We start from the raw sequence: 21138 nt of genomic DNA on the forward strand, positions 1-21138 counted from the left end.
TTATAATTCCTCTTTTCGGACGTGCAGTTCCATTTGAGGAAAGGGGATAGAGAGTTTGTGTTTATCAAATTCCATTTTTACCGCTTCTATAATCTCAAACGTCGTATCACCATAGGTATCCACTGCTACCCACGGTCGTGCAAAAATTTGTACCGAATGCGGTGCTAATGCCCCGACAGCGACAACAGGAGCCGGTTCTAAGAGAACTTTCGAATTAGCGAGGAGGACATTCATAATCACCTCTTTCGCAAGGCTCAAATCATCTTTGTAGTCAATATCAAAAACCATATCAATGCGGCGTGTCTCGTTGCCCGTATTATTAATGATATTTCCTGAGATGAGTGCACCGTTAGGGATAATGATAGAGCGGTTATCCGGAGTTGTGAGGGTTGTCGAGAAAAGATTGATCGATTTTACCGTCCCCATCACCCCGGAAGCCTCAATCGCATCCCCTACTTTAAAAGGGCGAAAAAAGATAATCAGCACTGCCGCACCGACATTGGAGAGGGTATCTTTAAGTGCTAAACCGACAGCCAATCCCGCCGCACCGAATACGGCGACAAACGAGGTCGTCTCCACCCCCAGATTACTGATGGCGGCGATAACAATGACAACGATCAAGGCCACATAAGTTGCATTGGCGGCAAAAGAGACCAGTGTCGGATCGACATGGGTTTTTTGCATCCCTTTTTTAATCAGAGAAACGATTTGTCCCGCGATCCATTTACCGATTAAAAAAATAAGGAGTGAACCTAAAATCTTGATTCCGTATTCTGTACCGTATTGATACGCCAAATCCGTGTAATGCCCGACTTTATCCCCGTAATGTTCAATCTTTTGCAACATACTCTCTCCTTATCGGTACTCTACAATCTCTTTCATCGCAAGACGCATCTGAGGACTCTGCGGATCAACCCGATACCCGAAGGCACAGATCAGCGCTACCGTTTTCCCCTGAGGGAGGTCAAGCACCGCTTCCACCTGCTCTTTTTCAAACCCCTCGATAGGGCAACTGTCAATTTTGAGCGTCGCCGCATAGGTCATCATATTGGCCGCAGCAATATAACTCTGTTTTGCCGTCCAGTTTTCCAATAACAGTTCGTCGTTTTCTATCGGAGCGAGATAGTTTTTATACACCCCGACATAGGTATCTACCGCTTCGGCAGACAATCCCCGTCGCTCAAACATTTTACGGACATACGGGCTACGACTGCGTACGATGTCATTATCGGTTGTCAAGATCACCAATTCACTGCACTCGGTAATTTGGCTTTGATTCCAACACAACGGTTTAAGAGCTTTGCGCAAAGACTCATTACGCACCACTATCAAGCGCCACGGTTCCATCCCAAAAGAGGATGGCGAGATACGGGCTACTTCCAAAATAGACTCGAACTGCTCAGCAGGAATTTGTTTGGTCGTGTCAAAGTGTTTGCATGCATGGCGAAAAGTCATTGCTTCTATAAATTCAGACATAGTCTCCTCCGGTTTTGAATAAGTGTGTCCATTTTAACGTAGAGTTCTTTATGGGGAGTAACAATGCGCTCTAAAAGGGGATGATATTTGAGATACGTACTCCACGCGACTTCTGCTGGATTAGGACGACCCCGCTTTAAGAGTTCAAAACTCACCGCCGCATTAATAAACCCTTTCCATAATCGCACTTCATCATTATCCTCAAAACGGCGAGGATACCATATCGGTTCCAAATCTTCATGAGCATCGTAATAGCGCTCTTGCACAATAGATTGGAGAAACGCCTCACACGATTCTGTTATACCCGTAAGTTCTTGCGCCAATACCCTCGCCCTCCCCGCAAACTGATACACACATGGTCAGGGAATTTGGTACGAAACTCTTTGAGTCGCTCTTTGGACGATTTGCCCGTGTCGCAATAAAATACGAATACGCTTCCTGAGGGTTCCTGACGCAAAAGAGGGGGACTGTATGTCACGATATCCGTCCCTTCAATAGGGTTCAAAATGGTATCGATCAATACAACTTTGACCCCTTGCTCTTCCAACTCACGTCTGTTTTTCAAATACTCTTCCTGCGTCCACTCATCGACATTTAGATCGATCATTTCCGCCCCTTTATCTATCATTTTGCGAAAGTTTATCAATATAATTGTTGCAATAAGCTAAGGATTCATAACAAAAAAAAAATTGTCAAAAATGCAGACAAAAAATTTATTGTCAAGACGTAAGAATATAATTTTATTTACATTTAACGTTATAGGTACTATACTGCTTTTTATGATAACGACATTTCTTTGCAAAGAGTCTGAAAAGATTTTCAACCGAACCTTTTCTAAAAAGCTCCCTCACGACATCCAACGAGGAGCCTACAAAAAATTACTAATGTTGGATGCGGCAAAAAATATCGATGACCTAAAAATTCCTCCTGCGAATCGTCTTGAGAAACTTATCGGGGATCGTGAAGGCTCCTATAGTATCCGTATCAACCAACAATACCGCATTTGTTTTCAATGGAACAACGGCAATGCGGAAAATGTCGAAATTATCGACTACCATTAAAGAGGACATTATGTTTGATATAACACCCATCCATCCCGGCGAAATCCTCCAAGAAGAGTTCTTGGAGCCTTATAGCCTCAGCCAAAATGCATTAGCAAATGCTATCGGCGTATCACCGCGACGTATCAATGAAATCGTTAATAAAAAACGATCCATTACTGCCGATACTGCATTACGTCTCTCCATCTATTTCGGCACATCTCCCGATTTTTGGCTCCATCTGCAATCCAAATACGATTTGGAAATGGCCAAAGAGAGTGCATGGGATAGAATCAGTTCACAAGTGAAAGCAAGGGTGGTATAGTTTGGCAAAGAAAAAGAAAAAAATGATCAAACTGAACCAATCCATCCGCCATTTTTTCGGCGATGAGGGATTTGATGAGGGGATAGAGCGGGTTCCGACAGAATCGTTAATCGCCCTCGCACATACACTGGGAATATTTAACGGTGCAACCGATAAAGTAACCTTGATTAAAAACTTCCGCCGTTTGTGGTCGGAAGGGGAGACCGATAATCGCGAGATGATCGTAGCCTTTTTCAAAAATGAGGGGAAAACCTACCCTAACCCTAAACCCAAAGAGAAACCGCATGAGCGGGAAGAAAAAATCGATGAACTACTGGAGAGCTTCGATATTACACCCGATGAACGTCGGGCATTACATACTTCGTTTATTGATATCCGCACCCGTAAAATCACCCCTGAAAAAATAGCGGCAAAATTGGAGTATATCCGATATACCCACAAGCGTGAATCGCTCGAAAAAGCGTTGGAGGGAAAGATCGATTACGACAACCGTCTCGAATATTATGCACCTATCCGTTATGTGTTAGGAGAGGAGAGTTTTAATAAGATCCATGTCTTAAAAACTCCTCCTCTCAATGAAAAACGGCTTCATGAAGAGCCATTAGAGGTACTGGTACCCGAAATCACCGAACTCAAATTGGAGCTAACACGACTCAAACAGATCCAAACCGAATCGTTTTTAAAAGCGCTGCCTCTTACCTCGCACCGCTATCTCAGTCAAAACGATATCATTAGTATTCTCAAAAGTGCTCCCCCCTCGGATAATGCGCTTCAACTGGACACCCTACGACTCCAAAACCTTATTTCGCTCCATATCCCCTCGGCACAAGTGACACTCGGCGGAGAGGATTTGATGGTTACCGTCAATAAGACCCTTCTCCTCCCCCACACATCAGAAGTATTACACTATACACTGCATCTGCATTTAGATGCGACAGAACTGAGTCGGCAAATTTGGAATCAAGAGAATCTCGACCTCACTCAAAGTGTTGAAATACAAAGCAAAGAGGTAGAAACTCTATTCTATCAGGAACTTTCTGCCCTGGTACAGGAGTGCCGTGAGCGGGCAAAACTTCTTGACCTAAGTGAAGAGAAGCTTCAAACACTTGTCTATGAATTGCTCCTCCCCTACTTGGAACACACCATCCATATCGGTGCTAAAACTCAACGGAGAGTATTGTTTGCCTTTGATCAACGTATTGCTGGTGAGCTACTCAAACGTCAGCGCCAAGAGCTTCTTGCACGCAGTATCCGAGATTTTAAAAATCTTTTCCCCCTTGCCCGTTCACTTCGACGCAAACTCATTTTGCACATCGGTCCCACCAACAGCGGTAAAACCTACACAGCCATGGAACAACTCCGACACGGCGGGACGGGATATTATCTCGCGCCTCTGCGTCTTTTGGCATTGGAAGGGTATGAAGATCTGCGTGAACACGGCATCAGTGCATCGCTCATTACGGGAGAAGAACAGCTCGTCGATGAAAATGCCACGCATATCAGCTCCACCATCGAGATGCTCAGTTTTGAGACCGAGGTCGATTGCTGTGTTATCGATGAGGTACAAATGATCGGAGACCGTGATCGCGGCTGGGCGTGGGCCAATGCCATCATCGGCGCTCCGGCCAAAACCGTTATTATGACAGGATCACCCAATGCCCGTGAAGCGATCGTGGCTCTCGCAGAGTATCTGGGTGAACCGTTGGAGATCATCGAGTTTGAGCGTAAAAATCCCCTTGAACTGCTTAAATCTCCGACACCGATCAATGCGATAGAGCCGCAAACCGCCGTTATCGCATTTACCCGTTCTAATGCGCTGCGACTCAAACAACAACTCTCCGCTACCTACAAAACAAGTGTTATTTACGGCAACCTCAGCCCTGAAGTGCGCCGCGAAGAAGCACGCCGTTTCCGTGAGGGGGAGACCGAGATTTTAGTCGCAACTGACGCCATTGCGATGGGTCTCAATCTCCCGATTAAAACCCTGTTATTCTCCAAAGCCGATAAATTTGATGGTCAAAACCAACGTAATTTGAGTGTTAGTGAGGTGCGGCAGATTTCGGGACGTGCAGGACGCTACGGGATGAGCGAAAAGGGGTATGTGGGCGCGCTCACCGGCGAGGTACTCAAAACAATAACCGCATTGTTTACCAAAGAGATCGAACCGATCACCCTCCCGTTTAATGTCATGGCAAATTTCGATCATATCCAGCTTGTTTCGACTATTTTAGAAGAGAAATCCCTCTCTGCTATCGTTGAATTTTTTGTTGAAAATATGAAGTTTGAAGGACCGTTTCGTGCTGCGAATCTTGAATCAATGCAAGAAGCCTCTGCTATCGCCGACCGTTATGATCTGGATATGCATACCAAATATACCCTTGCTACCGCCCCACTATCAACCTCTTCGCCATTAGTGATGGGCGCTTTCGAACGGTACGTTCGAGCCTTGGAGCAAAAAAAGCCCATCGCGTATATCCCTCCGCAACGGTTGGGTACCTATGCCCTAACAACCGAAGAGCTTCAAGAGGCTGAAGACCGTATCAAAGAGATATCGCTCTATCTATGGCTGTCGTATCGGTTGGGGGAATTTTTTATCGACGCCGAAAAAGCGCGCTCGTTCAGAGGGGAATTAAACCGTTTTATCGAAAATTCACTCAAGCAAAGCCACTTTGTCCCCCGATGCAAAACATGCGGAAAACCGCTCGCCCCTAAAAGTGAGTTCAACATTTGTCAAAGTTGTTTTAATAATCTAAATCGTGCAAAAAATCGTCTAACTACGCCAAAAGATCCGAGTAGCCAAATGCCGCAGGGTTCAAAAAAATCTTTCCGTCGCGGACGCTAAGACGTTCGTCCCCGTTTTCAACAGCCGCTTCAAATCGGCTTTTGATTTTCTTCTTCTCTTTGTCTTTGTAGCGTTTGAGTTTTAAAAACGATTTTAGCCCTATCCATTCATCATTTTCGATCACATCGGCCGTAATAGCTTCTTCCATCACTTCATCGATAGGGGCATGGGCAAGAAATTTTGTTGCGACTACATGCAATACACTGCGAAGCTGTGCATCACGCTCTTTGTAAATTTGTTCAACTTTGACCCTCTCATCGATCAGCATCTGTTCGCGCTGATCACGCAGACGGGTCGTCTCTTTTTCAAGGACATCAACCTTTTCACGGAGACGCTCATTCTCCTGTTCGATGTACTGCGTATAACGACCATCACTCACGATGTTAGCCGTTGCGGTGTTCTTTACCGATGCGACTGCGACATATTTCACCCCGTTTTCAACAATACAATCGAGAGAGCCTCGTCGAATTCGGTTATGAATTGCCTCTTTGGATACTCCAAAATGTTCTGCCGCATCCCCAATCGTCATTTTCTTCATTACTTTTGCTCCTGCTTTAATAACATTTTGATAAACGCATCCACCATTTTCATATCCAAATGCCCTACCATTTGCTGCTTCATAAGACGGAGCGACTCGAACGAACTCATCGGATCTTTGTAGGACCGCTTAGTCGAAAGAGCGTCAAAAACATCACACACTCCTATAATTCGGGCGAACTGAGTAATTTGATCCCCCTTAAGGTTGTCTGGATACCCGCCCCCCTCTATTTTTTCATGGTGGTGCCGAATCCCGGTGAGGATGCGTTCATCGCTGATTCCAAGCTTCAAAGCAATCTCATGCCCCATAGCCGGATGTTTTTTCATTTGATTAAACTCATCCTCGCTTAGCTTGCCGTTTTTATTAATGATCTCATAATCAACTTTACTTTTCCCGAGATCATGAAGCACTGCAGCCATCCCCAAAACTTCCAAATCTTTTCCGGAAACCCCTAAAAAAGAACCGAGGCTTAGGGTATAAATACTGACATTGATCGAATGGGTATGCGTATAGTAGTCATGTGCTGTTATACGCATCAATGACTCAACAGCACTATGGTCATGCAAGATAATATCAATGAAACTGTTCACAACCGGTTGCAAGCTTTGAACACACTCCAACGACTCAGGGTTTTTAAAGAGTGCATCGATTGATTCAGAGGCTTTGGCATAAACCAATTGAGCTTTTTGTTCAATTGTCATATCGCTATTTTGAGCAATACTTTGCAAATGACGAGCAACATAGGCATTGTATAATACCTCTTCTTCTTCGCTGACATAGAGTTTCTCAATCTCACGAAGCTTTACTTTCGCATTACCGTCCACTGCAGTATCACTTTGCAGAAAAAGACTCATGGCCGTTTTATTTTCATCCGATAAAAAAAGGTTAAAGTCAATTTGCGAGCCTTCTGTAATCAGACGCTTGTCAATCGCTTTATACCGTTTTTGCTTCATCATTATTCAATTCATTTAGCGGAAATTTTCAAACACAAGAGGAGCATCCCACTCAAGCGATTTAATGTGTGCCATAATCTTTTGAAGTTCATCAATCTGTTTGGATTTCACGCGGATGTAATCACCTTCAATGGCAGCGCTTGCTTTGGTTTTGAGATTTTTAATCTCTGCCATAATCTTTTTGGCCTCTTTGGACTCGATGCTGTCTACGATTTTATAGGTCGCTTTTCGCGCTCCCCCGCTTGCATCCTCGGTTTTCAACTCTTCCAATGCTTTGGAAGAGAGCCCCCGCTTAATAAGCCGCGCAATGACAATATCTTTGAGCGCATCGAGTTTGTTATCGCTGGAAGCGAGGAGAATGAGCTGTTTTTCTTTTTCACGGTAGTTGATTTCATAAGTAATCCCTTTGAAATCATAACGACCGATTGCCTCTTTTTCAGATTGGGCAATCGCATCTTTGAATGCTTGAAGATCAATTTTTGCGGAGATATCGAGTGAGTGTTCTGATGCCATACTAATTCCTAACTGTTTTATAACACTTAGTATAACACACTAAAACCTTAATGTTTTAAGGGGTTAAAACATCGGGGTTCCAAAATCAAGTCCGCCGCCAAATGCTATAGCGCCATTTGGATCTTGATATCCCATCATCGCACTTTTCATTCGCAGCATCGTAATATCTTGTTTGGGGGCGATATTTTGAGGACAAACAGTCACACACTCACCGCAGAGGGTACAGTCCCAAATCCCATTGGTTTGTATACTCGCTATTTTTGCATTGCTGTTCTCTTCACGTACATCATTTACATATCGCCACACACGGGTCAGTGCAAACGGACCGATAAAATCAGGGTTTACAACATATACAGGACATGCACTGTAACACGATGTGCACAAAATACAATCACTTTGCGTCTCTATACGGCTTGCCTCTTCTTCACTCACCTTTTCCTTAGAAGAGCCTTCACTCCACGCAGAAGCAACACGGTTAAAATGTTCAACTGCACTTGTATCGACCACCAAGTCCCGAATCACACGGCTATTTCGGATCGGCTCAATCACATCACCATCATTCGGTTTGTATTCACACATCAACTGCTCACGTCCATTTATCCGAACAGCGCAGCTTCCACACACACCGCTGCGGCACCCATGTGAATAGGTGAGAGTCGGATCGATTTTGGTTTTGATGTGATTTAAAACACTAAGAAGTGTGACGTTTTCTAACTCGACGTTATAGATTTGTGTTTCATTACCACGTACTATTTTTATTTCCATCAGTCACACCACTCCCGCTCTTCATCTTCTTCGTCATCATAAGGGTCTTCACAGCACCCTTCATTCTCCGTATCTTGATCGATAGCCCACGATTTATCATCACCCAGCATGTCTATTGTATAAAATCCGCGCATAGCACTCCATCCTCTTTCCATGTAATTGTGTGGGCTCCGAACATTCGATCATTTCGTGCAGGTGCATCGATACGATAATGGGCACCCCGACTCTCGACACGGCTGATAGCGCTTACGACGATCATCTCTGAGAGCTCTATTTTATTGCCGAACTCGATAAATTCGACCAAATTGGTATTGCACATCTTGGACTTATCACGAGGCCCCATAAACGGTAACTCTTTTTGCATCTGACGAATTGCCCCCAACACCGCTTTGAGCCCCATGTCATCACGCACTAACCCCACATTGTTATAGAAGATATTAGCGAGCATCTCCTGTTTTTGGTAAAAATCAATTTGGTTCGTGAAATACATCACCCCTCGAACGAAGTTTGTATCTTTGGCTAATTGTGGATTATCACTTACAAGCGTCGGATTTTGATCACCGTATTCGACAGCTTTGGCTCCGCAGTGACGACCAAACACCACTAGCTCAAGCAGTGAATTACCGCCCAAACGGTTTGCTCCGTGTATTTTATGATTGGCACACTCACCAACGGCAAACAATCCGTTCACACTGCTCATACACGCTTCATTGACTTCAATACCGCCCATACTGTAATGGGCGGAAGGTTTAATCGGAATCAGTTCATGCACGGGATCGATCCCTTCATAAATCTGAGCGAGTTTACGCTCTTGGGGAAGTTCATGATTGATAAAATCCTCCCCTAAATGACGGATATCAAGATAAACCGCTCCATTCGCACTCATTTCATCACCAATTGCACGCGCTACCACATCCCGTGGTGCCAACTCTTTGGTGAAACGTTCATAGTTAGCATTTAAGAGATACCCTCCCGCACCGCGAGCACTCTCGGAGATCAGGATAGAAGAGTTTTTAAGGGCAGTAGGATGAAATTGGATAAATTCCATGTCGGCAAGTTTTGCTCCGGCTCGTACCGCCGCCGCCAGACCGTCACCCGTTGCTTGAACGGAATTCGTAGAATGTTTGCCATACAATGCACCGTATCCGCCCGTTGCCATGATAACCGCATCGGCACGGATCTCTTCTACTTCACCCGTTTCGATATGTAAAAACGTCGCCCCTAACACGCGGTTAGTAACTTCATCCACGATCAAGTTGAGTAAAAATCGGCCGTTTTTAAACTCAATCCCTGCTTTGAGGCATTGGTCGTAGAGGGTATGGAGCAGTTTAAGACCCGTATAGTCTTGCGCATAACACGCACGCGCAGCTGAGGCACCGCCGAGTCGTCTACGAGCGATTTCACCCGATTCATCACGGCTAAACGGAAGCCCTATGCTGTTACACCAGCGTACAGCCTCAGGAGCTTTTTCACACATAAAGGCGATCCGTTTTTCATCTCCCAGCCCTGCACTTGAGCGCAGAGTGTCTTCGATATGATCGGAAACAGTGTCTTCGTTTCCTAAAACAGCGTTCATCCCCCCCTGGGCCATCGAGGTTTGTGAACGTGTGGGAAGTGTTTTGGAAGCGACAATAACCTCTGCACCGCCCTCACGAGCGGACAGTGCGCTCACCAATCCTGCACCGCCGCTGCCGATAATCAATACTTTCGCCATAGTGTGACTCCTTATTGTTGCGATTTTACCCGATGGAGTGTTAGCTCTCACTCAAAAAGATTGACTAATTTTTTGGATAAAATAAACTATGCAAACTTTATTCTCTATTATGGGTATCTACCTCTTTATCGCTGTCGGTTTCGGTGCCAAATGGACCTTTAAAGAAAAGATCGATGATCGTACGATTACCCTGCTCAGTGTCTATTTTTTACAGATTTTTCTCACCTTTTGGGGACTTCTTAAACGCCCTATCGATACCGAACTCCTCTTTGCCCCCTCACTTTATCTGGGGATCTCTCTCTTAGCGCTGTTGCTGATGATTCCCCTCGCCAAAATTCTTTTCCATAACCCCAAAGAGCGCTCCATCGCTACGGTGGCTGCATTGATCGGCAATACGGGAAACCTCGGCATCCCACTGGGCATTGCATTATTCGGAGAGATGAGTGTCCCCTATCTCACCCTCATCAACCTCGTTAATGTTTTTGTGGTCTATACCATCGGGGTATTTTACTACTCACGCGGAGAGTTCAGCGTCCGTGATTCGCTTATCAATATCCTCAAACTCCCCGTCCTTTGGGCGGCTATGGTGGCGATCGCACTGAACCTCATCGGATATGTTCCGAGCCCCGCTGTTGATAAAACACTGATGATGGGGGCATACGCCTCGATGACCATGCAACTCGTATTGTTCGGAATTTATCTCTACGGTATTAAGCTGGGGGAAATCAATCTGCGGCTTACCGCTTGGGTCAATGGAACAAAATTTATCCTGATCCCGATAATTGCATTTTTCGTGTTAGGATTGGTAGAAATGGATAGTACCGTGAAGGGAATTTTGTTTTTGGAGTTGCTTGTCCCGCTAGCGGTTGCTAACGTCAATCTTGCGTCACTCTATAACTGCTCACCCCGCACCGTGACGGTGGAAGTGTTTACGACCTCTGTCGTATTTTTGGGGATCGCGCTGATTTTGCCTACGCTGTTACAAATGTTTTAATATTTTCGATCGTAGAAGCGATCAAGCGCTCTCGTGCTTCACGCGATGTCCACGCAATATGGGGAGTGATATAGAGACGTTCCGGATGTTTTACCGCTAACAGAGGGTGAGGTGTTTTCATCGGCTCACGTACCAACACATCCAGCCCGACGAAAATCGGTTTGACATCGATGATAACCGAAAGGGCATCCTCATCAACAATTCCACCGCGACCGAGATTGAGTAATACCGCACCGTCTTTCATCTGCAGCAATTCTGAATGGGAAATCAGATTTTCAGTGGATGTATTAAGCGGTGCGTGGATGGAGACAATATCACTGTTTTCGATCAAACGGCTGAGTGTCGTTTTCTCAAAATCGCTGTTCTCGTTCTTGCCAGACGTAGAGTAATAACAGACATTTGCACCGAAAGCTGACGCGATTTTTGCCACACTGCGGCCGATTTCACCCAGTCCGATAATTCCCCATGTCTTACCGCGCAATTCGCTGAATGAGGGGCCGATATGGGCAAATACCGCTTCACGCTGCCACTCGCCGCTTTTAACGTATTCGTCATAGTATCGGCTGTGACCCATCAGGTAAAACAACATCGAAAATGTATGTTGAACAACGGCATCGGTCGAATAACCTGCCACATTTTTGACGGTAATCCCGCGATGTGCCGCCGCTTCATGATCAATATTATTCATCCCCGTCGCCGCCACACAGATGAGTTTGAGATTCGGGGCTGATTCCATCACGGCATCGTTAATCACCACTTTGTTCGTAACAATCACCTCTGTATCACGAACACGCTCCGCCGTCTCTTCGACAGAAGTTGTAGAGTATACGCTAACCGCACCCAATGCATCAAAGCCTGCTAACGCTGTATCACCGTACGTTAGTGCATCCAATATTACGATATTCATGCGTCTTGAATCTTTTTAATCAATTTTTTCGCTTTTTTCATCGCTTTTTTCACTTTATCAAATACAAGAACAACCGCCATACGACGTCCGACATGGGCTTCAGGCTTACCGAATACACGGACAAAACTGTTATCATCAAAAAGCTCATCCGCCACATCGATCACCGGTTCATCCGATTCAACAGTCGATTTGAACGCCGCACTCGCACCGTCACCGTAAAACGTAAATCCAAGAGGAAGTCCAAGTACCGCACGTACATGAAGGGCAAATTCGCTTTGGCTTTGAGTGATGAGCGTCACCATCCCCGTATCATGAGGTCTTGGGCTCACTTCACTGAAATAGACCTCATCGCCTGCTACAAATAGCTCTACCCCGAACAACCCTTTACCGCCCAAACCGTCGGTAATCGCTTTCGCTATTTTCTGAGAACGTTTAAGCGCTTTTTTGGACATCTCCATTGGCTGCCAGCTGTAAATATAATCGCCGTCTTTTTGGATATGTCCGATAGGCTCACAAAATACGGTCTCCACTCCATTGCGAGCGGTTAACAATGTAATCTCATAATCAAAACGGATAAACTCCTCAACAATCAGCTCGCTTGCATCGCCGCGTGCCTCTTTGGCAATTTCCCATGATTGTTCGAGATCAAATGGACTGTGAGCGATACTCTGTCCGTGCCCTGAAGAGCTCATCACCGGTTTAATAACGCAGGGGAAACCGACATCTTCCGCGGCATAACACATATCTTCATAGGTACTTACGAAATGATAACGGCTTGTTTTAAGTCCCAACTCTTCGGCGGCAAAACGACGAATATTTTTACGATTCATGGTTTTATTGACCGCTTCGGCATTGGGGATAACACAGAACCCTTCCGCTTCTGCTGCAAACAGAGCCTCTATACTGATCGCTTCGATTTCTGGAAGGATATAATCGGGTTTCTCTTTACGGATTATTTTTAAGACCGCTTCTTTGTCTTGCATATTTACCACATGAGAACGGTTAGCGACGAGATGTGCCGGAGCATGTTTATAGCGATCGACTGCGACCACTTCGATCCCGAGACGCTGTGCCTCAATCGCCACTTCTTTTCCGAGCTCACCGGAGCCTAACAACATGATTTTTTTGGAATTATTTTTAAGAGGTGCGCTAAAGAGCATAGAATAGCCTTGTGCAGAAATTATTACACTAAGTTTATCATAGGGTTAGTAAAGGTTTTGTTACAAAGGGAAAAAGTTGAGAGGGGAGAGGGTGTAACTCAAGCGCCGAAGCGCAAGAGATTACAGGCGAGATTCGTAACGTCGCATCATATACAAACGTTTTAACATCTTTTTGCGAGCGCTGATTTTGAACTGTTTACGTTTTTCAGTCTCTGTAACATGGTTACGACGAGCACGAGCTTCAGTAACAATCAGATTACGATCTGTTTGTTTCTTGAAACGGCGGTAAGCAGCATCAAAGTTATCATCTTGTCTAAGAACGATACCAGGCATTCACATCACCTACTTTCTATTTAAAATTTTTGAAACCGTATTCTACCATATTTTTCAGATTTAAGGTACTTTTCAACCCTTTGTTAGTTATCATTATTTAACAATACCTAAAAAGAGGAAATATATGCATCCACGAAAAACCTTGATGGGGTTAGTATTTGTCGGAATGATGATTCCTCCCATTGTTTGGATTTTTTTACTTTTCTTTTCACGCCTGTTCACGATTGATGAACTTTTCTCGATACTGTTTTCAATTCCAATGGCTCTGTATATGGTGGTAGCTACTACTGTCATGATTATTGGATTTAGCCGTACTCTTGCCAAACTTGAATCTCTGATGCATACATTACGCAATCATGAAGAAGCTGCCGCTATCATCTCACGGCTCCCCTATTGGTTTTTAATCGGAGAAATGCTCTACACCCTTTTAGGCCCTGCCGTGGTACTGTCTGGAAAATCGTTTATCGCCATCGAACGATTCGCTCTTGCTGAATTTGCGGTATTGCCCTTACTGTTGCTCTTTATTATTCCGGTATTCATTTTGTTTGTTATTCGTCTCGAAGAGTGGGCAACTGTTGTTCCGTTAAGTGAAAGATATCCCTTTATCTCTTTTGGCAAAAAAATGGTGCTTGCTATCTTTACAACGATTCTTGGAAATATTGTATTACTTGTTTTGCTTAACGCTATTTTGCTCTATGCGGTACCTCATCTTGATTTATCAACCCTTTTAACTAAAAACATCACTGTCGCCCTTATCGGAATTGCTATCTCTGCCCTTAATATGACGCTCCTCATCACCCAAGTAACCCGCCCCGTAAAAAGTCTCACCGATAATCTTAAGACCGATCTTTTCAATCTCACCAAAGAGTTTTGCGGTTTTACCCGTGATGAGACCGGTACAATGATGAACAGCCTAAACCGCTTTGTTGCCGAAATGGAACAGGCAATATCCCATTCCAAAACAATCGCGACAGCGAATCTCTCCGCAGCTTATGATCTTGATAGCATTAGCACAGAGGTAAAAGAACGGGCACATCAAGGCGATACCATCACCCATAGCGCTTCAGAACAAGCGCGATCGATCGAGATTATTGCCCATGAGGGGGTAGAGAGTTTATCCAATACGCTAGAGACGATGAGCGGCGCTTTGGAACAGCTGCACAGCGGACGTCAAGAACTCTCTACATTGCTTGTAACCATTTCGCAGAGTACTCAATTGGAAGCTGAATTGGAAGAAAAACTCAACCTCTTAAACGGTGAAGCTTCTCAAGTCAAACGGGTACTCTCTGTCATCGGAGATATCGCCGATCAAACCAATTTGCTCGCGCTCAATGCTGCCATCGAAGCGGCAAGAGCAGGTGAACACGGTCGTGGATTTGCCGTCGTAGCGGATGAGGTGCGTAAACTTGCCGAAAAAACTCAGCACAGCCTTGTAGAGATCAATGCCACTATCAATATTATCGTCCAAAGCATCTCCGATGCTACCGATCAAATGCACCAAAACACCGATTCTATGCGCAATGTTTCAACCATATCTGAACGGGTTGATCTTACTATCAACCAAACCGTTTTGGCCATGGAAAAAACCAACGCTCTGACTACCCAAAGTGTCACTAATTCCCATACCATTGCACACCATATTCATGATATGCTTTCCCAGATTAACACTCTGGGATCGATAACGGCAGCAAACGATACCTCAATGCAGAAACTCTCCGCCATCGTCCAGGCAATCGCCTCTTCGGCAAATGCGCTTGATGCTCAATTGGGACAATTCAAGACACATTAGATAAAATGTCTTTATGATTACCCAAGACTCCATCGAGGCTCTAAAAGCCAGACTTGACATTGTCGATGTCGTAGGCTCCTACATTGAGCTAAAGCGTGCAGGAAGCAGCTTCAAAGCCCCCTGCCCGTTTCACGATGAGAAATCTCCCAGCTTCACCGTTAATCCAAGCCGTCAAAAGTACCACTGTTTCGGATGCGGGGCGGGAGGTGATTCTATTAACTTCGTCATGGAATACGAAAAACTCAGTTACCCCGAAGCGATTGAGAAGCTCGCAGGATCGGTCAATTTTGTCCTCCATTACACCGATAACGCTCAACCAAAAAAACGCTCCAATCTCCTCGAAACCCTCAATGATTGGTATCAAAAGCTTCTCGAGGAAAAACGCGATGCGATGAACTATCTGCACGATCGGGGTATTTATGCGTCCAGTATTGAACGGTTCGGAATAGGGTACGCACCCACGTCACCTGAAACGCTCCGCTTTTTGGAACAACACCGCCTCTCTTCCGCCGATGCGATTGAACAAGGGGCTATTGGAAGAGGGGAGGAAGGACGACTCTTCGCCCGCTTTATTGAGCGAATTACCTTTCCGATCCATTCCACGAGCGGTGCCATCGTCGGATTCGGAGGACGCACCATCACGGGACATCAGGCAAAGTACGTCAATTCGTCCCAAAGTGCCATTTTTAACAAATCGCGCCTCCTCTATGCCTACCATCTCGCCCGTGAGGCAATCTATCGCCGTCGAGAGATCATCGTTACCGAGGGGTATTTGGATGTCGTGATGCTCCATCAGGCGGGATTCACTCATGCCGTCGCTACCTTGGGAACGGCACTTACCGCTGAACATCTTCCGCTGCTGCGCAAGGGGGAACCCAAAGTTTTTGTCGCGTATGACGGAGACAAAGCGGGACGTGCCGCTGCGTTCAAGGCGGCAAAACTTCTCAGCACCTCAGGATTTGACGGCGGAGTAATACTTTTTGAAGGGGGAAAAGACCCTGCCGATATGATCAAAGAGGGGCTTATAGAAGAGCTGAACACCCTTCTGCACCGACCAATTGCGTTTATCGAATTTGTCATCACGGAAATGATTAGCGCTTACGATCTGCAAGATCCGAAAGCCAAAGAAACGGCGCTGCATGAAAGTATCGCCTTTTTAAAATCGCTCTCTCCGTTGCTTCAAGAAGAGTATCGCCCCTATATCGCTTCCAAACTAGGGGTCTCTCCCGCACTTATCCGTATTGGTCATACCCAGAGTACACAGTCCAAACCCATTTCGTTCTCCACCAATGAAGATACGGAAGAGCTTGGGTTTATCAAAACCATTTTAGAACACAATCACATCATCAATTCGCTCCTCGATTTTATCGATTCGGCTATGTTTCGGCATCATGCACTCGAATTTGAAGCCGCTATTCGCGGGGAACGCAATAACCCCCGCCTTAATGCACTGATGATGAATAATGCTATACGAATATTTGAAGGGGACGAAGGGATCAAAAAAGCCCTTTTAACCTTTTTAGAGCACCACTACACCCGAGAACTCAAAAAAATCAATGCTCAAAATACGGTATCATTCGAACAAAAATCGTATTTAATTCGTCAAATGCGTGACAAGATAGCACGCCTTAGAAAAGGCGAATTAGTACCGCTTACTTAAAAGGACTATTCTATGAAAGCCATCGCGCTCTTTAGCGGCGGACTCGACTCCACGCTCGCTATGAAACTTATCATCGATCAGGGGATCGAGGTCATCGCCTGTAACATCAATACAGGATTCGGCTCCACCAAAGACCGTCTTACCCATATGAAAAATATGTGTGCGCAAGTGGGCGCAGAGTTTCGAAGTGTCGATATCCGGGACGAGTACATCCAAGAGGTACTGTTCTCACCGAAATACGGTTACGGCAAAAACTTCAACCCCTGCATCGACTGCCACGCCAAAATGTTCGAAGTCGCCAAACGCCTTATGGAAGAGTGGGGGGCGAGCTTTCTGATCAGCGGCGAAGTATTGGGGCAACGCCCGATGAGCCAAAATCGCGAATCGCTCGATAAAGTGCTTAACCTCAGCAACTGCGGCGGGCTGCTATTGCGTCCTCTGAGCGCACAATCGCTGGAACCGACTATTGCCGAATTGGAAGGGTGGATAGATCGTGACAAACTCGAAAACATCGTCGGACGCAACCGTGACCGGCAGATGGAACTTGCACAGAAGTTTGAGCTCAAAGATTACGAAGCACCGGGAGGGGGATGTCTCCTCACGGATGAGCATTTTTCCCGAAAAATTCGAGATTTTATCGCTCACGATACGTTCGAAGTCGCTGATATCCCAACCCTAAAATACGGTCGCCAGCTTCGTCTTCCTGAGGGGGCGAAACTGATCATCGGACGAGACGCGGACGATAATGCCGTTTTGGAGGGGATAGAAAATCATAAATATATTCATATCGATACCGATCTCTTCGGTCCCCATTCACTCATTTCCGCAAATGCGAGTGATAGTGACAAAACATTGGCGGCCAAACTTGTATTGGCGTATTGCAAGCAGGATTTTGCAGGGGAGCAAACGCTCAATATCGGAGAAGAAAAAATTACAACCGTCTGTGACCTTAGCCGCAAAGATGCAGCTAAGTATTTTATTTAATCTATTTGCTTACAGCACAGCCGTAACCCGCTTTTTTAACAGCATCGCACATTGCTTCGGCTTTTGTGCCCTCAGCGGCTTTCACTTCCGCTTTCCCCTCTTTGAGATAAATCGTGGATTCTTTAACCCCTTTGACATCATTGAGCGATCCTTTGACATTTTTAACGCATGCCGGACACATCATCCCCTCAATTTTTAGATTAACAAGTTGATCGGCACTTGCAAACGATACCAATGCCACCATGACAAGTAAAACTTTTTTCATTGACGAACCCTTTTAAATGATTTCATGCTATTGTTTCATATCTTTGTTAAAAGAGTGTTAAGGAGCCGTATGGGTACGATTGAATGGTGGGCGATAATCACCATCGCATTTGCAGGTAGTTTTGGTCACTGTATCGGTATGTGCGGCGGGTTTATCGTTGCCTATAGCTCCACGAAAATAGACTCCAGTATGAGCCGTAGCGCACAATTTATCCGCCACGGTGCTTACAATATCGGTCGCGTCAGCTCCTACATCATTTTAGGGATGGTTTTCGGTGCCATCGGTTCGCTGTTTTTAATCAATATGCAATTCCACGGAGCTTTATTTATTCTGGCGGGGATATTGATGATCATCACCGCACTGGGGATGTTCGGACTCTCATCCTTACTTCACGCACTGGAACACTCTTTCTCCAATTTTTCACTCTTTAAAACTCTCTTTTCCCGCCTTATCAAGAGTAAAAGCATCGGGAGTTTCTTTGCCCTTGGAGTAATGAACGGCTTTTTTCCCTGCGGATTCGTTTTCTTCTTTGCCGCTAAAGCGGCCGCTTCGGCATCCATACTCAATGGAGGGCTCATTATGGCGGCGTTTGGTCTCGCTACCGTTCCGACACTCTTAGCCCTCGGTCAATCGGTTAGCTTTTTCAAAGAGATCGCCTTTCGCCAAACGATGAACCGAATCGCTGCCTTGGCAATCCTCATATACGGTTTGTACAGTGTCTATTACGGATTAGCGTATTTCTTCGATCTTCCGCTGTAGCATTTACAGATTAGAGGTAGCTTTCACGCTCTGCAGAGCATCTTCCAAAGCCTTGGAATCAAGCCCCATCCTCTCGGAAGCGTCTATAGCACTGCGAAGTGATTTCTCACTCAGCCCCTCTCGCACAGAGATTGCTTCTTGCAGCACATACAAGACCTGCCCATAAGGGTGTATTGATGTCTCCGAAATATTTCGCAGCATTTCCACCAATCCCGGTTCAAAATTCCAATGTTCAAACATCAATGCCGCAGTATCATAACTGCTCATTCCAAGGTACAACTTTTCAAGCTCAATAATTGAACCACCCTGCTCTACTTCTGAGCGAAACCGTTCCGATTCTCCCGAAGAAATCAAGTTTTGCGACGTAACCAGTTTGCCCAGCTCCATCAAAAACGCTCCACTTGCCAACAAGGGAACCATTGTCTTGTCAACAGCACCATACCATTCTCGGACAAGCGCTGATTGGAGTATTGATGTTTCACTTAAGCGATCAATCGTTATTGCATACGGACTCAAATCACTTGAAACCGTTTTTTTAATACTGGTAGCTGCCGCAAATCCACGCACCATCAAAATCCCAAAAAGCATGACCGCTTGGCGAACAGAAGTTATCTCCTTACTCATTCCATACAACGGTGAATTAACCGATTTTAAAATATCCGCAGTAAGCATCGGATCGGATTCAATCACTTGAATAAGATCTGTCATCTCAACCTCATCCATCATGCACAATTCCTGAATACGCAAGATTGAACTAGGAAGGGGGGGAAGACTTTTAATCTGATCAGTCACCATAACAAGCTACTCCTCTTCATTTTAAGCAGTCTACTCTTCCATATTTTAAATACGTATTAGTTTGACAAAATTAACGCTATACTACATAGACATTTTTTTTGAGGAGTCAAAATGGCAGGGGTGATGTTTTCGTTTTATAATTTTTCATCATTGATAGAGCTTAATATCGGGATTTCAAATCGACTCGATGAAAACCGTTCAGAAAGTTTTACCATTTTGTTTTGTGATTTTTCCGGAACAAGCCAATCCTCGATTGACACAAACCTTCCAAGTTTATTACGCACTTCGGATTCGATCATCCATTATGAGCAATACTACTTTTTTGTCATGCCTTACACCGATCGGTTTGGTACCGGAATTGTTAAACGGATGATTGAAGAGGTGTTCGCGACTCCGATTCCCTCTGCAGCAGTATGCTATCCATCGAATGGAGAAAATGCGGCAGAATTGCTCGAATCGCTTCATGCGGAAGCAAAAAAGATACACCATATCGACCTCGACTGTCTCTACAGTGCGACCGAACGTCAACCTTAACGCTGTAAGGCTACCGGTCGAAAAGAGTGATACGGTGACGTTTTATAAAATTCAATGGCCTCAGAAATATCATTCTTCCGCATGGCATTACGATCGTAAATAACGACCGTTTCACTCGGTGCAGCAGTTAGATGCGGTGCACACTCTTCTTTTTTCTCTACCGTTGCGGCAACAGATGCTACAGTAGGCGTTGTTGCTACGGCTATAGGAGCCGTAGCTGGGGCAACAACCGGAGTAGTCTGAGCAGTATGAGAAACCGCTTCTACATGCACCTCAGGCTTCCCTGCCGTAGCTACAGTAGCTCTATCCATCGGCCGGACAAACGCATCATGTGTTACCATGGTTCTTACTTTTTTAACATCATGCTTCGTCTCGGCAGTTTTATTGTATTTGCCCAATAGCACAACATGGCGATCACCCTCTGTTTTTTTAATATAAGGGATTCCGGTCTTTTTGATCTTTTGTTCAAAAGCGGGAGTAATCGAGCTCTCTTTGAGAGCACTGATCGTTTGGATCGTATATTCTTCCGCGCTCAACGCCATGCTTGCGACACCGCATAGTAAAATTAGGGCTAACTTTTTCATGTTCTCTATATCGGCACGATGCTGTAAAACTTTACTGCTTTTGTTCGCATTGACATTTAAGAGCGCACACCGTATAATCTCGATCTCTATTTCTAACGAAAAAGGGCCCTTAGCTCAGCTGGGAGAGCGCTTCGCTGGCAGCGAAGAGGTCGTCGGTTCGATCCCGATAGGGTCCACCACGGTACGTTTTAACCCCCTCTAATAACCT

General features: G+C 45.3%; 25 protein-coding genes and 1 tRNA gene. 10 read left to right on the forward strand and 16 right to left on the reverse strand.

Annotation, left to right across the window (positions count from 1 at the left end; all coding sequences use genetic code 11):
- The 4 genes from WC407_RS11540 to WC407_RS11555 are packed head-to-tail and all read right to left on the reverse strand — an operon-like array spanning position 1 to position 2083.
- Entirely contained in the window at positions 1–846 is an 846-nt protein-coding gene (locus WC407_RS11540; RefSeq protein WP_373022810.1) for a mechanosensitive ion channel family protein, read from the reverse strand.
- 9 nt (positions 847–855) lie between these two features.
- Positions 856–1476, reverse strand: coding sequence for an NAD(P)H-dependent oxidoreductase (locus WC407_RS11545; protein ID WP_373022811.1), 621 nt, complete (start codon positions 1474–1476; stop codon positions 856–858).
- The gene (locus tag WC407_RS11550) at positions 1461–1799 is read right to left on the reverse strand and encodes a DUF309 domain-containing protein (protein WP_373022812.1); all 339 of its coding nucleotides are present in this window, start codon (positions 1797–1799) and stop codon (positions 1461–1463) included. The genes WC407_RS11545 and WC407_RS11550 overlap by 16 nt, the downstream gene beginning before the upstream one ends.
- Positions 1775–2083 (reverse strand): hypothetical protein, encoded by a 309-nt coding sequence (locus tag WC407_RS11555; RefSeq protein WP_373022813.1) that lies wholly within the window; start codon positions 2081–2083, stop codon positions 1775–1777. Before WC407_RS11555 ends, WC407_RS11550 begins: the two co-directional genes overlap by 25 nt.
- 172 nt (positions 2084–2255) lie before the next feature.
- Here WC407_RS11555 and WC407_RS11560 point away from each other — a divergent pair, with 172 nt between their 5' ends.
- The 3 genes from WC407_RS11560 to WC407_RS11570 are packed head-to-tail and all read left to right on the forward strand — an operon-like array spanning position 2256 to position 5683.
- Positions 2256–2537 carry a type II toxin-antitoxin system RelE/ParE family toxin gene (locus WC407_RS11560; RefSeq protein WP_373022814.1) on the forward strand — a complete coding sequence of 94 codons (282 nt, stop codon included), beginning with the start codon at positions 2256–2258 and terminating at the stop codon, positions 2535–2537.
- 10 nt (positions 2538–2547) lie between these two features.
- On the forward strand, positions 2548–2841 hold the full coding sequence (locus WC407_RS11565; RefSeq protein WP_373022815.1) for a HigA family addiction module antitoxin: 294 nt from the start codon (positions 2548–2550) through the stop codon (positions 2839–2841).
- 1 nt (position 2842) lies between these two features.
- Positions 2843–5683 carry a helicase-related protein gene (locus tag WC407_RS11570; RefSeq protein ID WP_373022816.1) on the forward strand — a complete coding sequence of 947 codons (2841 nt, stop codon included), beginning with the start codon at positions 2843–2845 and terminating at the stop codon, positions 5681–5683.
- Here the strand turns inward: WC407_RS11570 and WC407_RS11575 are convergent.
- The 6 genes from WC407_RS11575 to WC407_RS11600 form a co-directional block, all read right to left on the reverse strand.
- Positions 5616–6221 carry a DNA-binding protein gene (locus tag WC407_RS11575; RefSeq protein ID WP_373022817.1) on the reverse strand — a complete coding sequence of 202 codons (606 nt, stop codon included), beginning with the start codon at positions 6219–6221 and terminating at the stop codon, positions 5616–5618. The two genes, WC407_RS11570 and WC407_RS11575, sit on opposite strands and share 68 nt — an antisense overlap.
- Positions 6221–7177 carry an HD-GYP domain-containing protein gene (locus WC407_RS11580; RefSeq protein ID WP_373022818.1) on the reverse strand — a complete coding sequence of 319 codons (957 nt, stop codon included), beginning with the start codon at positions 7175–7177 and terminating at the stop codon, positions 6221–6223. Before WC407_RS11580 ends, WC407_RS11575 begins: the two co-directional genes overlap by 1 nt.
- Before the next feature lie 12 nt (positions 7178–7189).
- Positions 7190–7687, reverse strand: a complete 498-nt coding sequence (locus tag WC407_RS11585; RefSeq protein WP_305529956.1) for a YajQ family cyclic di-GMP-binding protein — start codon at positions 7685–7687, stop codon at positions 7190–7192.
- Between the two features lie 63 nt (positions 7688–7750).
- Entirely contained in the window at positions 7751–8452 is a 702-nt protein-coding gene (locus tag WC407_RS11590; protein ID WP_373022819.1) for a succinate dehydrogenase/fumarate reductase iron-sulfur subunit, read from the reverse strand.
- Positions 8452–8586 (reverse strand): hypothetical protein, encoded by a 135-nt coding sequence (locus WC407_RS11595; RefSeq protein WP_373022820.1) that lies wholly within the window; start codon positions 8584–8586, stop codon positions 8452–8454. The genes WC407_RS11590 and WC407_RS11595 overlap by 1 nt, the downstream gene beginning before the upstream one ends.
- On the reverse strand, positions 8565–10166 hold the full coding sequence (locus WC407_RS11600; protein WP_373022821.1) for an FAD-binding protein: 1602 nt from the start codon (positions 10164–10166) through the stop codon (positions 8565–8567). Before WC407_RS11600 ends, WC407_RS11595 begins: the two co-directional genes overlap by 22 nt.
- An 88-nt stretch (positions 10167–10254) precedes the next feature.
- Here WC407_RS11600 and WC407_RS11605 point away from each other — a divergent pair, with 88 nt between their 5' ends.
- Positions 10255–11160, forward strand: coding sequence for an AEC family transporter (locus WC407_RS11605; protein ID WP_373022822.1), 906 nt, complete (start codon positions 10255–10257; stop codon positions 11158–11160).
- On the opposite strand, the gene WC407_RS11610 is transcribed toward WC407_RS11605, so the two are convergent.
- From WC407_RS11610 to rpsU, 3 genes are all read right to left on the reverse strand, one after another.
- A complete protein-coding gene (locus WC407_RS11610; RefSeq protein WP_373022823.1) occupies positions 11138–12067 on the reverse strand; it encodes a D-2-hydroxyacid dehydrogenase in 930 nt (309 codons plus the stop codon). The two genes, WC407_RS11605 and WC407_RS11610, sit on opposite strands and share 23 nt — an antisense overlap.
- The gene (purT, locus tag WC407_RS11615; RefSeq protein ID WP_373022824.1) at positions 12064–13227 is read right to left on the reverse strand and encodes a formate-dependent phosphoribosylglycinamide formyltransferase; all 1164 of its coding nucleotides are present in this window, start codon (positions 13225–13227) and stop codon (positions 12064–12066) included. Before purT ends, WC407_RS11610 begins: the two co-directional genes overlap by 4 nt.
- A 120-nt stretch (positions 13228–13347) precedes the next feature.
- Positions 13348–13560, reverse strand: a complete 213-nt coding sequence (gene rpsU, locus WC407_RS11620; protein WP_015652475.1) for a 30S ribosomal protein S21 — start codon at positions 13558–13560, stop codon at positions 13348–13350.
- 1135 nt (positions 13561–14695) lie between these two features.
- Between rpsU and WC407_RS11625 the strand changes: the two genes are divergently transcribed.
- From WC407_RS11625 to WC407_RS11635, 3 genes are read left to right on the forward strand one after another with little or no spacing between them, the layout of a single operon-like run.
- Positions 14696–15349: a methyl-accepting chemotaxis protein gene (locus tag WC407_RS11625; protein WP_373022856.1), complete on the forward strand. Its 654-nt coding sequence runs from the start codon at positions 14696–14698 to the stop codon at positions 15347–15349.
- Positions 15350–15362: 13 nt separating this feature from the next.
- On the forward strand, positions 15363–17009 hold the full coding sequence (gene dnaG, locus WC407_RS11630; protein ID WP_373022825.1) for a DNA primase: 1647 nt from the start codon (positions 15363–15365) through the stop codon (positions 17007–17009).
- A gap of 12 nt (positions 17010–17021) precedes the next feature.
- The gene (locus tag WC407_RS11635; protein ID WP_373022826.1) at positions 17022–17993 is read left to right on the forward strand and encodes an argininosuccinate synthase domain-containing protein; all 972 of its coding nucleotides are present in this window, start codon (positions 17022–17024) and stop codon (positions 17991–17993) included.
- Position 17994: 1 nt separating this feature from the next.
- Here WC407_RS11635 and WC407_RS11640 read toward each other — a convergent pair whose 3' ends face one another.
- Positions 17995–18258, reverse strand: a complete 264-nt coding sequence (locus tag WC407_RS11640; protein ID WP_373022827.1) for a heavy metal-associated domain-containing protein — start codon at positions 18256–18258, stop codon at positions 17995–17997.
- 69 nt (positions 18259–18327) lie between these two features.
- Between WC407_RS11640 and WC407_RS11645 the strand changes: the two genes are divergently transcribed.
- Positions 18328–19017, forward strand: coding sequence for a sulfite exporter TauE/SafE family protein (locus tag WC407_RS11645; protein ID WP_373022828.1), 690 nt, complete (start codon positions 18328–18330; stop codon positions 19015–19017).
- Positions 19018–19020: 3 nt separating this feature from the next.
- Here the strand turns inward: WC407_RS11645 and WC407_RS11650 are convergent, their stop codons facing one another.
- Positions 19021–19812: an HDOD domain-containing protein gene (locus WC407_RS11650; protein ID WP_373022829.1), complete on the reverse strand. Its 792-nt coding sequence runs from the start codon at positions 19810–19812 to the stop codon at positions 19021–19023.
- Positions 19813–19923: 111 nt separating this feature from the next.
- On the opposite strand from WC407_RS11650, the gene WC407_RS11655 reads away from it, so the two are divergent.
- On the forward strand, positions 19924–20346 hold the full coding sequence (locus tag WC407_RS11655) for a hypothetical protein (RefSeq protein ID WP_373022830.1): 423 nt from the start codon (positions 19924–19926) through the stop codon (positions 20344–20346).
- Here WC407_RS11655 and WC407_RS11660 read toward each other — a convergent pair.
- A complete protein-coding gene (locus WC407_RS11660; RefSeq protein ID WP_373022831.1) occupies positions 20343–20930 on the reverse strand; it encodes a hypothetical protein in 588 nt (195 codons plus the stop codon). The two genes, WC407_RS11655 and WC407_RS11660, sit on opposite strands and share 4 nt — an antisense overlap.
- Before the next feature lie 103 nt (positions 20931–21033).
- Between WC407_RS11660 and WC407_RS11665 the strand changes: the two genes are divergently transcribed.
- Positions 21034–21109, forward strand: a tRNA-Ala gene (locus tag WC407_RS11665).
- Positions 21110–21138 lie beyond the last annotated feature (29 nt).

The organism is Sulfuricurvum sp. (assembly GCF_041651515.1).
In the GTDB taxonomy this organism is placed as follows: domain Bacteria; phylum Campylobacterota; class Campylobacteria; order Campylobacterales; family Sulfurimonadaceae; genus Sulfuricurvum.

Coding starts and splice junctions, on each gene's coding strand:
- WC407_RS11625 (WP_373022856.1), top strand. CDS start 14,696: ATGAGCGGCGCTTTGGAACAGCTGCACAGCGGACGTCAAGAACTCTCT.
- WC407_RS11580 (WP_373022818.1), bottom strand. CDS start 7,177: ATGATGAAGCAAAAACGGTATAAAGCGATTGACAAGCGTCTGATTACA.
- WC407_RS11590 (WP_373022819.1), bottom strand. CDS start 8,452: ATGGAAATAAAAATAGTACGTGGTAATGAAACACAAATCTATAACGTC.
- WC407_RS11560 (WP_373022814.1), top strand. CDS start 2,256: ATGATAACGACATTTCTTTGCAAAGAGTCTGAAAAGATTTTCAACCGA.
- WC407_RS11645 (WP_373022828.1), top strand. CDS start 18,328: ATGGGTACGATTGAATGGTGGGCGATAATCACCATCGCATTTGCAGGT.
- WC407_RS11600 (WP_373022821.1), bottom strand. CDS start 10,166: ATGGCGAAAGTATTGATTATCGGCAGCGGCGGTGCAGGATTGGTGAGC.
- WC407_RS11610 (WP_373022823.1), bottom strand. CDS start 12,067: ATGAATATCGTAATATTGGATGCACTAACGTACGGTGATACAGCGTTA.
- WC407_RS11660 (WP_373022831.1), bottom strand. CDS start 20,930: ATGAAAAAGTTAGCCCTAATTTTACTATGCGGTGTCGCAAGCATGGCG.
- WC407_RS11555 (WP_373022813.1), bottom strand. CDS start 2,083: ATGATCGATCTAAATGTCGATGAGTGGACGCAGGAAGAGTATTTGAAA.
- WC407_RS11655 (WP_373022830.1), top strand. CDS start 19,924: ATGGCAGGGGTGATGTTTTCGTTTTATAATTTTTCATCATTGATAGAG.
- WC407_RS11575 (WP_373022817.1), bottom strand. CDS start 6,221: ATGAAGAAAATGACGATTGGGGATGCGGCAGAACATTTTGGAGTATCC.
- rpsU (WP_015652475.1), bottom strand. CDS start 13,560: ATGCCTGGTATCGTTCTTAGACAAGATGATAACTTTGATGCTGCTTAC.
- WC407_RS11640 (WP_373022827.1), bottom strand. CDS start 18,258: ATGAAAAAAGTTTTACTTGTCATGGTGGCATTGGTATCGTTTGCAAGT.
- purT (WP_373022824.1), bottom strand. CDS start 13,227: ATGCTCTTTAGCGCACCTCTTAAAAATAATTCCAAAAAAATCATGTTG.
- WC407_RS11565 (WP_373022815.1), top strand. CDS start 2,548: ATGTTTGATATAACACCCATCCATCCCGGCGAAATCCTCCAAGAAGAG.
- dnaG (WP_373022825.1), top strand. CDS start 15,363: ATGATTACCCAAGACTCCATCGAGGCTCTAAAAGCCAGACTTGACATT.
- WC407_RS11540 (WP_373022810.1), bottom strand. CDS start 846: ATGTTGCAAAAGATTGAACATTACGGGGATAAAGTCGGGCATTACACG.
- WC407_RS11545 (WP_373022811.1), bottom strand. CDS start 1,476: ATGTCTGAATTTATAGAAGCAATGACTTTTCGCCATGCATGCAAACAC.
- WC407_RS11605 (WP_373022822.1), top strand. CDS start 10,255: ATGCAAACTTTATTCTCTATTATGGGTATCTACCTCTTTATCGCTGTC.
- WC407_RS11635 (WP_373022826.1), top strand. CDS start 17,022: ATGAAAGCCATCGCGCTCTTTAGCGGCGGACTCGACTCCACGCTCGCT.
- WC407_RS11585 (WP_305529956.1), bottom strand. CDS start 7,687: ATGGCATCAGAACACTCACTCGATATCTCCGCAAAAATTGATCTTCAA.
- WC407_RS11650 (WP_373022829.1), bottom strand. CDS start 19,812: ATGGTGACTGATCAGATTAAAAGTCTTCCCCCCCTTCCTAGTTCAATC.
- WC407_RS11595 (WP_373022820.1), bottom strand. CDS start 8,586: ATGCGCGGATTTTATACAATAGACATGCTGGGTGATGATAAATCGTGG.